Origin of the sequence: Natronolimnobius sp. AArcel1, assembly GCF_011043775.1 — an archaeon.
Classification (GTDB): domain Archaea; phylum Halobacteriota; class Halobacteria; order Halobacteriales; family Natrialbaceae; genus Natronolimnobius.
This window is the reverse complement of record NZ_JAAKXY010000006.1, coordinates 202,551-216,981: the sequence shown is the minus strand read 5'-3', so window position 1 is coordinate 216,981 and position 14,431 is coordinate 202,551. Positions and strand designations below refer to the sequence as shown.

At 59.1% G+C, this 14,431-nt stretch carries 11 protein-coding genes and 1 pseudogene; 7 read left to right on the top strand and 5 right to left on the bottom strand.

What is annotated here, in order from left to right:
- Positions 1 to 96 precede the first annotated feature (96 nt).
- Positions 97 to 2,241: a bacterio-opsin activator domain-containing protein gene (locus G6M89_RS18710; RefSeq protein WP_165163425.1), complete on the top strand. Its 2,145-nt coding sequence runs from the start codon at positions 97 to 99 to the stop codon at positions 2,239 to 2,241.
- Positions 2,242 to 2,291: 50 nt separating this feature from the next.
- Here the strand turns inward: G6M89_RS18710 and hutH are convergent, their stop codons facing one another.
- The gene (gene hutH, locus G6M89_RS18705) at positions 2,292 to 3,893 is read right to left on the bottom strand and encodes a histidine ammonia-lyase (RefSeq protein WP_165163424.1); all 1,602 of its coding nucleotides are present in this window, start codon (positions 3,891 to 3,893) and stop codon (positions 2,292 to 2,294) included.
- Between the two features lie 116 nt (positions 3,894 to 4,009).
- Between hutH and G6M89_RS18700 the strand changes: the two genes are divergently transcribed.
- The 3 genes and pseudogenes from G6M89_RS18700 (at position 4,010) to G6M89_RS18690 (ending at position 5,895) form a co-directional block, all read left to right on the top strand.
- Positions 4,010 to 4,363, top strand: a complete 354-nt coding sequence (locus tag G6M89_RS18700) for a DsrE family protein (protein ID WP_165163423.1) — start codon at positions 4,010 to 4,012, stop codon at positions 4,361 to 4,363.
- 179 nt (positions 4,364 to 4,542) lie between these two features.
- Positions 4,543 to 4,897, top strand: a pseudogene (locus G6M89_RS18695) (IS5/IS1182 family transposase); the annotation flags it as partial.
- 176 nt (positions 4,898 to 5,073) lie between these two features.
- Complete coding sequence (locus G6M89_RS18690; protein ID WP_165163422.1) at positions 5,074 to 5,895, top strand: DUF6498-containing protein; 822 nt, start codon at positions 5,074 to 5,076, stop codon at positions 5,893 to 5,895.
- A gap of 384 nt (positions 5,896 to 6,279) precedes the next feature.
- On the opposite strand, the gene G6M89_RS18685 is transcribed toward G6M89_RS18690, so the two are convergent.
- Together G6M89_RS18685 and G6M89_RS18680 are read right to left on the bottom strand one after the other, a co-directional pair.
- Positions 6,280 to 7,047 (bottom strand): heptaprenylglyceryl phosphate synthase, encoded by a 768-nt coding sequence (locus G6M89_RS18685; protein ID WP_165163421.1) that lies wholly within the window; start codon positions 7,045 to 7,047, stop codon positions 6,280 to 6,282.
- 252 nt (positions 7,048 to 7,299) lie between these two features.
- Positions 7,300 to 8,478, bottom strand: a complete 1,179-nt coding sequence (locus G6M89_RS18680) for a tRNA sulfurtransferase (protein WP_165163420.1) — start codon at positions 8,476 to 8,478, stop codon at positions 7,300 to 7,302.
- Between the two features lie 145 nt (positions 8,479 to 8,623).
- On the opposite strand from G6M89_RS18680, the gene G6M89_RS18675 reads away from it, so the two are divergent.
- Both G6M89_RS18675 and G6M89_RS18670 read left to right on the top strand, forming a co-directional pair.
- Positions 8,624 to 9,304 (top strand): DUF4336 domain-containing protein, encoded by a 681-nt coding sequence (locus G6M89_RS18675; RefSeq protein WP_165163419.1) that lies wholly within the window; start codon positions 8,624 to 8,626, stop codon positions 9,302 to 9,304.
- A 193-nt stretch (positions 9,305 to 9,497) separates the two neighbouring features.
- A complete protein-coding gene (locus G6M89_RS18670) occupies positions 9,498 to 11,414 on the top strand; it encodes a serine hydrolase (RefSeq protein ID WP_165163418.1) in 1,917 nt (638 codons plus the stop codon).
- Positions 11,415 to 11,438: 24 nt separating this feature from the next.
- Here the strand turns inward: G6M89_RS18670 and G6M89_RS18665 are convergent, their stop codons facing one another.
- Complete coding sequence (locus tag G6M89_RS18665) at positions 11,439 to 12,644, bottom strand: methionine adenosyltransferase (protein ID WP_165163417.1); 1,206 nt, start codon at positions 12,642 to 12,644, stop codon at positions 11,439 to 11,441.
- 93 nt (positions 12,645 to 12,737) lie between these two features.
- The gene (cyaB, locus tag G6M89_RS18660; RefSeq protein WP_165163416.1) at positions 12,738 to 13,301 is read right to left on the bottom strand and encodes a class IV adenylate cyclase; all 564 of its coding nucleotides are present in this window, start codon (positions 13,299 to 13,301) and stop codon (positions 12,738 to 12,740) included.
- A 91-nt stretch (positions 13,302 to 13,392) separates the two neighbouring features.
- On the opposite strand from cyaB, the gene G6M89_RS18655 reads away from it, so the two are divergent.
- On the top strand, positions 13,393 to 14,343 hold the full coding sequence (locus G6M89_RS18655) for a peptidylprolyl isomerase (protein WP_165163415.1): 951 nt from the start codon (positions 13,393 to 13,395) through the stop codon (positions 14,341 to 14,343).
- Positions 14,344 to 14,431: the final 88 nt, after the last annotated feature.

Here is a 14,431-nt window from a genome sequence, read left to right as displayed (position 1 = left end):
TCAATTGAACCACCATCTTTTTATTCCAATCGCCCGTTTCGGGTAGAAAGGGGAGTGGCATCGCGGACACGTGTGGGTGGGAACTACTCGGTGGGTATGACAACAAAACTAACCAGCGGACCGATCGTACTCGTGACGAGGTCGCGCGACAGTGAGAGTCGTCTCCACACTCCACTCGAGCGTGAGACTGATCGAGCGGTGCACTTGATCCCAGTCACGGAACTGGCGTTCGATGACACTGATTCCGGCCGGCTACAGCGTGTGACCGATCAGGACACCTCGACCAACGGCGACAAAAACACGACGAGTCGTACTGACCTACAACCGAAAGCGACACTCGAGGACGACGATCCGAAGCGATTGTTCGTCGCCGATGATGACACCACGCCCGTCGACCACTCGCCAGCAGCGATCATCCTCGAACTCACGACGCCGGAACGACTTCGGACGCTCCTCAGAGCGGTCGAAACCGCACCAGCATCGATCCCGACTGTCGTTGCGCCGCCAACCGGAAGTGAACGGCTAGCGACCGTTGCTCTCCGCACGAACGCTGATGAATACGTTCCGGCGACGAGCGACGAGGCAGTCGACCGAATTCTGGAGACCGTCTCGACGGCGACGGACACAACCGAAGATGAAGCGGGTGAAGTCGACCGTGACTACCATCGGATTCTAGCCGACGAACTCCCGGACGAAGCGTTCGTCATCAGCGAGAACGGGACCTATCTCGAGGCCCAACTCCGACCCGAGTCCGCCGAGTTGTACTCGATGGACTCAGCGGAGATGATCGGGGCCCACCTCACCGAGGTGTTTCCCGATTCGACTGCCACGGAGCTACAGCGTTGTATCGACGAGGCGATTCAGACAGACGAGATTCAGACTGTCGAGTACAAAGGAGAGACAACCGACGGCAGCCAGCGATTCGAAGCACGAGTTGTCCCAACGGATGAGCACATCAATGGCCACCGCGCAGTCGTCTGGCTGGCTCGAGACATTACCGAACGCGCTCAACGCGAGCGACAACTCCGGTCGCGCCAATCCGAACTCGAGACGCTCAATCGAATCAACGCGATTATCCACCAGATCATCGAGACCCTCGTCGAAGCACCAGCACGAGAGACGATCGAACAGGAGGTCTGCGAACAGCTTGTCGACTCTGAGCTCTACTGTGGCGCCTGGATCGTCGAGCGGACTGGAAACGACACGCTCACCCACCGTATCGAAGCCGGCGACGCTGAGATGTATCTCGACTGCGTACGCGAACTCGAGGTCGATCACGAGCGCCCAGTTGAACGTGCCGCACGAACGGGCGACGTACAGATAACGAATCGAATCCTTGAGTCTGACTCGTTGCCCTCCCCCCTCCAGACGGCCGCCCGCGAAAACGACGTCCGGGCTGCAATTGCCGTCCCGATCACCTACGAGGACGTTACCTACGGCGTACTCACGGTCCTCGCAAGTCGGAAAGACGCGTTTACGCCGGGTGAAAGAGCCGAGTTCGAGCTACTCGGCGAAACCATCGGCTTCACCATTATGGCCGTCAAGAATCGGCAGTTGCTGCTTGCCGACACTGTCGTCGAACTCGAGTTCCGAATCGACGGTGGCGACTCGTTCTCGTTCGACCTCTCCAGAGAGTACGACTGTACGTGCTCACTCGAGTGGGCTGGCGCAACCGCGAACGGGCGAACATTCCAGTACGTCACCGTCGAGGGTCTCGAAGGAGAAACCGCTCTCGAGGAGGCTCGCAACCACGACTCGATCGAGGAGTGTCGGCTGATTCATGACGGCATCCAGCGGTGTACGATCGAGATGCGCCTTGCTGAATCAGGCGTGAGGATGCTCACGAATCACGGGGCAACGATCCGCGACATCACGGTCGAAGACAGCGTCGGAACCTGCCTCGTCGACGTGCCACAGAGTGCAGATGTCCGGGAAGTCGCCGACGCACTGGCGATGATCTACGAAAACACGGAACTCGTCGCCCGCCGAGAGGTCGACCGCCCCGTCCGAACCGCCGCCGAACGGCGAAATCGAATCCTCGATGAACTCACCGATCGGCAGTTGACGACGTTGCGACTGGCATACTACGGCGGCTTCTTCGATTGGCCCCGCGAGAGTACGGGCGAGGAAATCGCCGAGGCGATGGACGTCTCACCGCCGACGATGCACCAGCACCTCCGAAAAGGCCTCAAATCGATTCTCAGCGAATTCTTCGAAGAGGGCGGCGGCACAACTGAGTGACAGCATCCTCGAGAGTCCCCGTCGCAGTTCCTGTCCGTGCACCCTGGCGCTCACGCAGTGTCTTGCTCGAGTGCCCCAGTCACAAGCCCGTCCTCAAGCAACGCAGCGACGGCTTCAATATCGGGACGCACTGGCCGGTCGCCGGTCGCCGCAAGTGGCGGGACGACCTCCCGGACCAGATCGCGGGCGGCAGCCGTGCCAGTGCCGAGTGAGAGCGACTCGTCGGTATCGAACGCCTCGTCGAGATAGTCGGCTGCCTCGGTTCCACAGACGAGTTCAGCGGCGACGACCCAGCGTGCTGACTCGAGGGCACGCCGAACGTACAGCGCCGAGTGCGCACTCATGCTAACGTGATCTTCCTGCCCGCCGCTGACGGGTGTATTATCCGTCGATGCCGGGCCAAGTGATCGAATTTCAGTACAGAGCGCTGCGGCGGTGTACTGGGCGATCATATACCCCGACTCGACGCCGCTGTCGGTCGCAAGAAACGGCGGAAGGTGTGACTCCTGCAGATTCGGATTCAGAAGGCGGTCGATGCGCCGTTCCGTGATCGCCGCCAGATCCGCAAGCGCGAGTCGCACATACTCGAGGCGAAGGGCAAGCGGCGTGCCGTGGAAGTTCCCGCCTGAGAGCACGGCGGCGCGGTCGGTGCCCGATGCCCGGTCATCGACACGGTCAGCGGCAAAGACGAGCGGATTATCGGTTGCGCTGTTGAGTTCGACTTCCACAGCGTCTCGCAGGTGTGCAATTGCGTCTCGGACCGCGCCGTGAACCTGCGGGAAACAGCGCAGCGAGTAGGCATCTTGCACGCGATCACAGTTGCGGTGAGCCTCGACAACGTCGCTCCCTGCAGTGAACGCACGGACGTTTGCCGCACTCGCTTGCTGGCCCGCGTGTGGGCGAACGTCATGAATCGCTGACTCGGATGTGGCAGTCGTCCCGAGCGTCGTTTCCGTCGTCAGTGCCCCCGCTGCGTCAGCCGCAGTGACGAGACGCTCGCCGTCGACCACCGCAAGCGCTGCCAGTCCCGTCGTCAACTGCGTCCCGTTGATCAGCGCCAGTCCTTCTTTTGGCTCGAGCGAGAGCGCCTCGAGGCCAATCTCCTCGAGGGCGCTTTGACCGGAAACGCGGCGTGGGGAGTCCGTCGACTCGGTCGCGTCGATGTCGGCTTCACCCTCGCCGATAAGCACCAGCGAGAGGTGTGCAAGCGGGGCGAGATCGCCGCTCGCACCAAGACTCCCGCGAGAGTAGACAACCGGCTGGACGCCCTCGTTACACAGGGTCACGAGATGGTTTACAACCCGTTCGCGGACGCCGGAGTAGCCCTTCACGAGCGCATTGATTCGGGCGACGAGCATCGCGCGGACCTCCTCACGCGTAAGTTCTCGCCCCGCACCAGCCGCGTGACTCCGAAGCAGGTTGACCTGCAGTTGCTCGCGCTTTTCGGGCGGAATCCGCTCGTCGACCAGTTCGCCAAAGCCGGTGTTGATTCCATAGACGGCTTCGCCACTCTGGATAACGTCCTCGACACGCTCGCGGGACGTGTGAACGCGGTCGCGGGCTGCGTCGGCGATTTCGACGCGTTCGTCATCTCGCGCGACCGCCGCAACGTCTGCCGGTGTGAGCGTTTCGCCGTCGAGAACGACAGTCATCGGCGGCCACCCCGGTCGGCTCGCTGCTGAGCAGCGGTGCTCGAGCGAGTCGGTCTGGCGCGACAGGCACACGAGCGCACAAGGGTGAGAAGGATGGCGTCGTAACTGGAGGGTGTATGCCAGACGCAGCTATCGTCGTACTCGCCGGTACTGACTCGCCCGCTGAACTCGGCCGCGTCGTCAACGCACTCCAGACCGCCCAGGAGTTCGACGAGGCAGGTGACGACGTCGAAATTATCTTTGATGGAGCGGGAACGCAATGGGTTCCCGAACTCAAAGACGACAACCACGACTATCACGACCTCTACGCCGGGCTGACCGACCTTATGTCGGCGTGTCACTACTGTGCGAACGCCTACGACGTTGCCGACGAAATCGAAGCCAGTTCGGCTGACCAACTCGACGAGTACGAAGGCCATCCGAGCATCCGCTCGCTCGTTGCTGACGGCTACGAAGTCATTACGTACTGACGCCGTGGGCCGCCCTCGAGCGTTGACACCGTTCGCAGCACCTGCAGTGGCGAGTGCCGTCTCCATGCCATCTACCTATACCCGGCGTCGTGAAGGACATTCGGGTGCCATCGACTTACGGCTCGACGACTCTGTTGGAATCTGTAGTGAGTTACAGATTCAGTTGGAAGCTTGTCTAGATGCAGACTCTCCCAAAGTCTCGATTGCTCCGATTTGCCGAGCAAGCATTTCATTTGCCCAGCAAGCAGTCTCACGAGATTCCTCAAAGTACTCGAAACAGCGTACACGCTTCATCAGCACGTTGTTCTGTTACGTCTCAAAGTTCGGAAGAGTACGACCTATCGAACACTTAACGAACTCATCGAAATTCCTCGTATTCGAAACGCGATCACCCTCACTGAACTTCCTGCCACGTCAACGCTGTACAACGCGTTCGATAGACTCGATATGGCAGTCTAGCGGGTGCTTCTCACTCTCTTTGTTTCACTGCTTCCAACTAGCGGTATTGCGGGTATCGACGCCTTGGACTTCGACCCTCGTTCGTTCTCGACGCTGGTAGAAGCAGTTTCGTGAACTCGCCCTTGCGTGTATCGTCCATAATCTCGACCGGGCCCTCTAACGATCAGTACAGGATCTCTTCTTACTGGAAGCGTCGTCAGAATGTATCAAAGTATATGATAGCATAATCATCAGTCTATATTATAGCTTGAATGGAGAACAAGAAACGAACTGAGGGCGACCACTTCAAGTTCGGCGCGATAGCCCTCGCCAACTTGCTACCGGTCGTCGGATACTTCGTATTCAGCTGGGGATATACTGCTGTTTTCCTGCTCTACTGGGTCGATATTGTAGCATTGTGGCTCGTGTACTGCGGTTGCGCTCTGTTTGCCCAGCGACGGAGTCACTACGAAGAGCGGGAGCAGCAGATCCTTATCCAGCCCCTTGGAGATCAGTTTTGGAGTGATACGCCTCGAACGATTGGTCCGCTTCCTCCGATCTATCCGCGGAATCTACGAGTAATCATCCCGACGGGTGTCTTTATCGTGCTTGCAAGTTTCGTGCTTGGAGCCGCACTACTGGAAAGAACTCCGGGCGAAGGGATGCCAGGACACACAGTAGGTAATCCTGAGGCATTCCTCGCAAACTTTTCAGTGTTAACCTCTCCATCACTATTTGGAACGGCGTTATTATTTATCGCCATTCATATCGCTACTACTTATCGGATCTACATTCGCCCGCAAAAATACAAGGAGATGTCAGCGTACAGCATACTCGAGTTACCCGCCCGCTTTATCCTTATTTATTTGGGTGGGCTCATGATGTTGATTCCTGTGTTTTTCGTCGGACTGCTGATTGCAGAATTCATCTCTTCAGACTCACTGGCGGGGGTGCTCCCTTACGCGCTGTTTGTGACGCTAAAACTTGCTCTTGAACGAGGTCGGTTTCACGCAGAACGATCAGCACCCGCTGATGGTTTTCCGTCCTGGTTCGTCCCGGACGACCCTCGTTCGGAACAAACTCAGTCAGACTAAAGCAATGTAATCGCTCCTTCCGCGTTCTACAAAATCAGGTACACGAGTGATATGGTCATAGCCTCTCGATGGTCAGTTCATCCTCTGTACTTAACGATACGTGCGTTACCTGTATTGACCACGACCGGCCAATATATGTCAACTATCGAGTTGTTCAACGGAGAATTAGAAGACATTCAAAGGCTCGGGAACCGTTGTTATCCCGATGTTTGCCTACGGACTTTTTTGAAAGCCACCGCAAGGCGTTCAAATACTGCTTTTCGAGCAGAGGTGCCGAACGTTATAGACATTCTCTGCTAAGGCTCAACAAGTTCCGCATCGCTTGCGACCGCCTCGGCGCGCTCGAGCAGGTCATCGGGTTCGTGATGCTGCCAACTCTTGGACTTACTCAGGGATCGTTTCGAGGAAGCTATCGGGGTCGTCGTGGAAGCAGTCACCGACGACGATTGCGTCCGCCCCTGCATTGATGATTTCTTCGGTCTTGGCTGCGGAGTCGATGCCGCCGCCGTAGAGGAGGACGGTTTCATCAAGGTGGTTCGCCGCGGCTGTGACATCCTCGGAGCCGCCGTAGGTCCCGGAGTACTCGACGTAAAAGATGGGGAAGTCGTAGAACGTCTCGGTAGCGAGGGCAGCGCCTGCGACCTCCTCGGTCGTAAGCGGTTCCGTTACCCCACTAGTAGTGGCTGCGGCCGAATCGACGTTCTGAATTACGTAGCCCTCACCAACGATTTTCTCAGTAACATTTTCAAGAACCGTCTCGCCCTTCGATTCAATTACGTTACCAACAATCGGGAGATTCGTTCCAAGTAGCGAGGACGGCTTGCTCGCTAACTCGGAGTACATCGAGAGGTGCTTGCCGACGAAGTGATCACGGTCGCCGTTATAGACGGCTGCAATCGAGAGAACGTCGACGGCGTTGATCGTATCCATTGACACCTGATCTGAGCGAAAGGGCTCCTGGAATATTGGTACATCTGGCACGGCGTCGCGAACCGCCTCGATGGTCGCCATGGCATTTTTCTCGGTGACACCGTCAGAGCCACCGACTATCACGAGGTCCGTTGCAGTGAGCAGCGATTCCGAATTCGACGGCATTGCTTTTTCCGGATCGACCTTCGTTACGTGGTCAATTCCGGTCCAATCGATCTGCATGGGTGACTGTACAGGATTAACTCATATATTCTCACCTATACTAATTAGTATTTATATTATTTAGGTCATCGAATTAAAAACATGAGCTGAACAAACCACATTACAGCAGCATAAACACCTGTTAAGAGATATCAAAGGTTCGAAACCTGTTGTTGCCCGATGTTTGCCTACGGATTTCCTTTGAATTACCACCAAAAAGCGTTCAAGTAATACTTTTTGAGCAAAAGTTCCGAACGTTCTAGACGTACTCTGCTAAGGCTCAACGAGTTCCGCATCGCTTGCGACCGCCTCGGCGCGCTCGAGCAGGTCGTCGGGTTCGTACTCGAGTAGCTGTTTGAGTCGAGCGTTGGTCTCGACCTGATCGGGAGCGACGCGATTGCAGCCGGCGTTAATCGTCGACTGCGTGTAGGTGTCGATTTCGCGTGCCTGCGCAACGATTTCCTGTTTGTCGCGAGTGAGCAGCGGGCGGTGAATCGGAAGCCTGGTGGCGCGGCTGGTCACCGCGAGATTTTGCATCGTCTGACTCGATTTCTGCCCGACCGCTTCGCCCGTGACGATTCCGTGGGCGTCGACGCGTCCGGCAAGTACCTCGGCGGTGCGGTAGAAGAATCGCCGCAGCGAGAGCATCCGGCCCTGTTCCATTTCGGTGACGAGCAAGTCGACGAGTTCTCCGCCCGGTACCTTGTACACCGGCATATCGAAGTTTGGCGCGTATTGTGAGAGCGTCTGCACTGTCTCCATTGCACGCGCCTCGTGGTCGATACCGCCGTAGGCCCCGAGGTCGACGTAGACTGGGATGATTGGGCTGCCGCGGCGCATCATCTCGTAGGCTGCCACCGGCGAGTCGATGCCGCCGCTGATCAGCGCGATGACGGGTTCTTGCGCGCCAAGCGGAAGCCCACCGGGTCCGGTAACGGTCTCGAGGGAGAGAAACGAAATATCCTCGCGAACCTCAATTCCGAACGTGAGGTCAGGATCGTCAAGGTCAACTTCGGGTTCGAACTCGTCTTCGACGGCCTCCCAGATAGTTGTCCCGCCCTCGCGCGCCAAGTCCTCGCTCGTGTAGGGGAGCGTTTTGTCCGCCCGCCGGGCATCAACCGCGAATGTGCCGCCGTCGTAGCACTCGCGCGCCATCGACTCGAGCGCCTCGAGAATCTGGGCTTTCTCAATGCTGGTCGTCACACACGGGCTCACCGAGACGACGCCAAAGGCGTCCGCCGCGGCCGCGGTCGCCTCCGCAATGGCATCTTCGTCGGTGTGGATCAGCGGTCGGTTCCAGCGTCGTTCGACCTCGCCAGGGATCGACCGGTCCTCGAGCAGCGCCTCGAGATTCTCGATGAGGAGGCCCTCCATCTGGCGTTTGACCCGGTTGCTCTTCGTGTTCAGGTCGCCATGGCGAATGAGGACGGTGTCGGCTCCCGGCGGGTGCATGGCCATGGATAGATGGTTCGGGCTATAAGGGGGTTACGAGCCGAGACGCCACCAGTCGAACCCTATCCTGACGTCTCGTCTCCTTGGTTCCCACCCACTCGAGGCCGGGGCAGGCGTATATATGTCGTCACAGTGAGGTTCGAGTATGCTCGAGCAACAGGGACCACAGCTGTGGACGTACGCAGAGCCACTCGAGTTTTGCACCGTCGAACTCGGCCGGATCATGACCGTGATTCGGCTCTCGAGCGGCGAGCTGTTCGTCCAGTCGCCAGCCGAACTGACGCCCGAACTGAAAGCCGCGTTCGACGACCTCGGCGAGGTTCGGTTCGTCGCTCCGGCGAGCAAACTCCACGGCCATCTGTACATGGAACAGTACCGAGCGGCCTACCCAGATGTCGAACTGCTGGCTGCCCCCGGCCTCGCCGCGCGCCGGACTGATCTCCAATTCGATCACGTGTTGGGTGGCACGCCAGATCCGCGCTGGGGGACCGACATCGATCAGGTGGTCGTCGCCGGCCATCGCTGGCTCACCGAAGTCGCATTCTTTCACCGACCGAGTCGAACACTGATTCTCGGCGATATCGGCTTTCACATCGGCGACGACAGCCCGCTCCGAACGCGTCTTATCGCTCGAGCGCTCCGCGTCCGTAACCAGCTCGGGCCGCCGGTCGAACTTCGACTGACGATTGCGAACGAGGCCACGTTCAGGCGTTCGATTCGAGCTATTCTGGCCTGGGAGTTCGACCGCGTCATCCCCGGCCACGGCGAGATTATCGACACCAACGGACGGCAGGCCCTCCTCGAGGGCTACGACTGGCTCTTTTGAGTCTTACATCGGTCGTTGAGTAGCCGAGTCGGTCCGATGGAACAGTTGCCACTCACTGTCTTGTGTCACCACTAGTCATTCAGTTGAACTGTGTGCTAGAACTTCAACTGGACTCTCAAAATCATTTCGGCTAGCGGACAGTTATCGGTGTTTCAGTCAGAATATGTTATCCCAGTGGATAGTTTGACCTGCAATGCCCACCTCCTACTCACGGCGGGGCGTCCTTGCAGGAGCCACCGCAGTGGGCGTGACGGCCGCAGCCAGTCGTGTGCCGGCTTCCGTGCAAGCGACTCCCGACGAACCGCCAGATCCCGTCGGGGACGACCTCGAGTCGTTCGTCGACGATGCGATCGACTCGGCACTCCAGGCGCACAACGTGTCGGGTGCCGTCGTCTCCGTCGTCCACGACGGTGCTGTCGCGCTCGAGCGCGGCTACGGGGAAACGTCGTTCGACGGGCGGGCGGTCACCCCGGACGAAACGCCAGTCCACACGGGGTCGGTCTCGAAGGCTGCCACGTACACCGCGGCGATGCGCCTCATCGATGACGATGCGATTGATCCCGACGCGGACGTGAATCAGTACCTCGAGTCCGTGTCAGTTCCGGAGACGTTCGACGAGCCGATCACGCTCTCGCATCTGGCAACACACACCGCCGGCTTCGAGCCGCGGATGCGAAACGACACTGTCGAAAATCCCGACGACCGCCAGCCACTTGCGGAATCGGTTGGCACCCATCAGCCGAGTCGTCTTCGACCACCCGGTGAAGTGATGGGGTATACGAACTATGCACCAGCACTGACTGGCCAGGTGATCGCCGATGTCGCTGACATACGATTCGCCGACTACGTCGATGACGCGATTTTCGACCCGCTCGGCATGGACCGAACGACGTTCGATGTCATCCCCAGTCACGTCGATGACGAAACTCGCGAAGGGATTCGGCGAGATCTTCAGTTTCACTCGAATGTGGAACCCGCATCGGGAATGTGGTCGACCGGAAGCGATATGGCCCAGTTCCTGCTCGCCCACCTCGAGGGCGGCGCGACCGACACTGGGCGAATGCTCTCCGAAGACGCCGCGACGACGATGCACAAACAGTCGTTTGCCCCACACGAAGAACTCGAGCGGATGGCGTTCGGACTCTTCGTGCGAACACGCGATGATATCCGCCTCCTCTACCACGGCGGCGGGGGAATGGGATATCACAGCCAGTTTCTTTTCATCCCTGAACTCGATCTCGGACTGTTCGTCTCGTTTCAGGGCGCTGCGCCCGAACTGGCCGTCTCGGAGTTCGAAGACGAATTTCTCGAGCGGTACGTCCCGACGACTGATACAGAACTGACCCCCGACGGGCAACCCCACCGTGCCGACGAACTCGAGGGAAGCTATCGGGCGTTTATGACCCACGAACTCACGACGTACGAGAAGACCCTGTTCTCGGGAACGAGTCCGGGCGTAGACATCTGGATCGACGATGACGGCACGCTAGTTGTAGACGGGAGCAACCAGTCACGCTGGGTCGAACTCGAGCCGCTGGTGTTCCGCCGTGTTGATGGCCAAGCAACAATCGTGTTCCACGAAACAGACGGCGAGATCACCGACTTCACATCCGATAGCACAGTGTGGACATACACACGCATATCGTGGTACGACGACCTGTACACGCAGGTCGGGCTCGGGCTTGGCTCTGCACTTGTCGTCCTCTCTGGAGTCCTCGGCTGGCCGCTCGCCGCCGCCGTTCGCCGGGTTCGCGGTGAGGGTGCGTCACCGACTGACTCGAGCACCCCCCATCGCGCTCGGCTCATAGCCGGAGGCGCAGGCGCGCTGCTCGTCGGGGTCGTGATCGCGCTGTTCGCCCTCGAGATCGTGCTTTCAGTTCTTGGGAGGGGGTCGCTGATGACCGCTCCGCCATCAGGCCTGTCGCTTGCGTTTACAGTCCCAATGCTCGCAGCGATTGCAACAGTTGTCGCGGCAGGATACGCTGTTCAGGCGTGGCGAGAGTCCTACTGGGGAGTCGCCGGTCGCATCCATTACACGGCAGTCGTCCTCGCACTCGCCGTGTTGTGCTGGGTGTTTCGCTACTGGAACCTTATGGGACTGCCAGTATAGACCAGAAACAGCGCGGAAATCGGATTAGAACGTCGAGAGTTCGCCGTCGATGACGCGGCGCGTAATGCTCGTCACGTCGGCGAGTTCCTCGTCGACGATTGCTTCGACATCGCTCTGGACGTCCTCGAGGGAAACACCATCCTCGGTGACGAGATGAACGTCGGCGACGTGGGGCTGGTCGATTGGGCGACCGATTTGCGAGAGGAGGCGCACGCGCAGGTCGCGGATGCCGTCGACCTCGCTGACGACTTCTTCGGCGATTTCGGTCGAGAGCAGGTTGTAGATCTTCCCGATGTGGTTGACCGGGTTCTTGCCGCTCGTGGCTTCCATCGACATCGAGCGATTTGGCGTGATGAGGCCGTTTGCACGATTCCCGCGGCCAACGGAGCCGTCATCGCCCTGTTCTGCGGAGGTACCGGTGACGGTGAGGTAGATCGAGCCGTCCTCGTAGTCGTCGGCGGTGTTAACGTGGACGTGGACCTCGCGATCGGTGTGTTCGGCCGCCACATCGGCGACGAACTCGCGAACCGATTCGACGGCGTCGGCGTACTCGTCGATATCAGCAATGTGCTGGTCGACCATCGCCGCGGCGACGGTGACATCGATCGTGTCACCTTCGCGTTTGCCCATCAGCTTCACGTCCTGTCCGAGATACGGGTTCTCCTCGGCGAACTCGCCGTTGAGTCGTGCCTCGGCTTCGGAGACGATCTGCTCGGTCTCGGTCAGTGGAGCGTGGCCGACACCGAAACTCGTGTCGTTTGCCATCGGAACGGTGACTTCGTCCTCGCCGAAGACATCCTGCAGGTCGCCACTTCCTTCGCCCAGTTTCACGTCGACGACGATGTCCTCGCCAACGGTCAGGTGTGGGATCGTCTCCTCGAGATAGTCGCGGGCGGCTCGCAGCGCGATAGTCTCTGCGGGGAAGAGTTCGCCCTCGTAGCGTTTGGTCGCACGGCCGACGATCAGCAGATAGATGGGATCGACGACCTCGCCACCGCCGAATGCAGGGGCGGCCTCACCGGCGACGAGTTGCGTTTCGTCTGTGTTAAAGTGAAGCACCTTACCGATTCGGTCCAGATACTCGCGGGCCAGTGCGCCGGCGACGCTTTCGGCGACGCCGTCACAGATCGAGTCCGGGTGCCCGATTCCTTTTCGCTCAACGATTTCGACCTCCTGGTCTTCGACTGCCTGACGGTCGATTGGCTCGACCCGAATGTTCCGCTCGCTCATTACCGGGTCTTGGCAGACCGTGGTTCTATAACTTGCGGAAACAGATTTGCGTTTGAAAATGCGCCATAGTAATTGATTCTTGTGGCTGACCGGTCAGGACTCGAGCAAGAGCCCGAGATAGGACGTTCGAAGCTGGTCATCCGGCTCGAGGTCGAGTTCCTCGAGGACGGCGTATGCGCCCTCGCGTGCGGGCTCGAGTTCACGTTCGGTTTCAACGTCGGTTTCGACCTCAACGAACTCGCCAACGTCGTCGACGCTGTCGAGCGTGATCGTGTAGGGAAAGTCGTGGGCCTCGAGTGTGAGATGAAAATGCTCGCGTTCCTTTCGCACCGTGGCGGCCGGGTCGAAGCCGAGATTCGTCAAAACAGCATCCATCGTCTCACCGTCTGCAACGCCAGTCTCGTGTTCCTCGCGACTCTTCGATTCGTCGTCAAGCAGCGGCCCTTTGTACGTCACGCGGCTCTCAGATTCGTCCATGTCTGGTGTCGATTCTCGACGAATGCGAAGCGCCTCGTCGGTGTCGGGAAACGAGCGATGCGGCGCGTCGTAGTAGGTATCGGCTTGCACGACCGTATGTTCGTGTTCAGCGTCGAGCCCCTCGAGGCGCTCGCGAACGGCCTCGAGATCGGCTGGCACCTTGACTTCGACCTCGTACATGTGTGACTCGAGTGCGAGCGACCAGGTGTAAGTACCGGTCCTCTCGGGCCAAAGCGTCGTACTTAAATGTAGACGGCGGGACGTACAACGTATGACCGAGGAACAGGAAGCCGAGCCTGCAGAACAGGCCGATGACGTTGCAGAGGATGTTGATGAAGACGCTGACGGACTCCAGAACGGCGATTTCGTCGAACTCGAGTACACCGCGTACACGGCCGATGGCGACCAGTTAGTCGATACGACCGACCCTGAAGTCGCCGAGGAAGAAGGCGTCGATGATCAGGGCCAGGAGTTCAAACCGCGCACGATCGTGCTCGGAGAGGGTCACATCTTCGAAGGCGTCGAAGAAGCCATCACTGGCTCCGAAGCCGGTGACGAGGGCTCCGTGACGATCGCCGCCGAAGATGCCTTCGGCGAGTACGATCCTGACGACGTCCAGACCGTCAGCGCCGAGAAGATCGACGAGGATGACCGCTACCCTGGCGCAAACGTCCAGGTCGACGGCCAGCAGGGTTACATCAGCACCATCATCGGCGGCCGTGCACGCGTGGACTTCAACCACCCACTCGCCGGTGAAGACGTCGAGTACGAGTACGAAATCCTCGGCGAGGTCGACGACCGCGAGCAGAAAGCCGCCGGTCTGTTCGAGATGTACCTCGGGATGGAACCCGACCTCTGGATCGAAACGGACGAAGTCGAAGAAGAAGTCCCAGTCGAGCCCGACGAAGACGACGAAGACGAGGATGCCGAACCCGAGTTCGAAACCGAACTCGTCGAGAAAGAGACGCTCTATCTCGAGGCCACGCCGCAGATGACGATGAACCAGCAGTGGATGATGGGCAAACAGCAGATCGCTCAGGACATCATGGGCAAGGTCGACATCGACCGCGTCATCGTCCAGGAAGTCCTCGACGGTATGGGCATGGGCGGTATGATGGGCGGCATGGGTGGCATGGGCGGCGGCGACATCGAGGCAGCCCTCGAGGACGCCGACGTCGATGCTGACGAAATCGTCGAAGAACTCGAAGGCGCCGAAGAGTAACGTCGGCTCCGTTTTTCAATCCGTTACTTACTTCAGCATGCTCGAGAGCGACGCGTAGAGCGGTTTTGCCGACCTCAAAATAGTGACA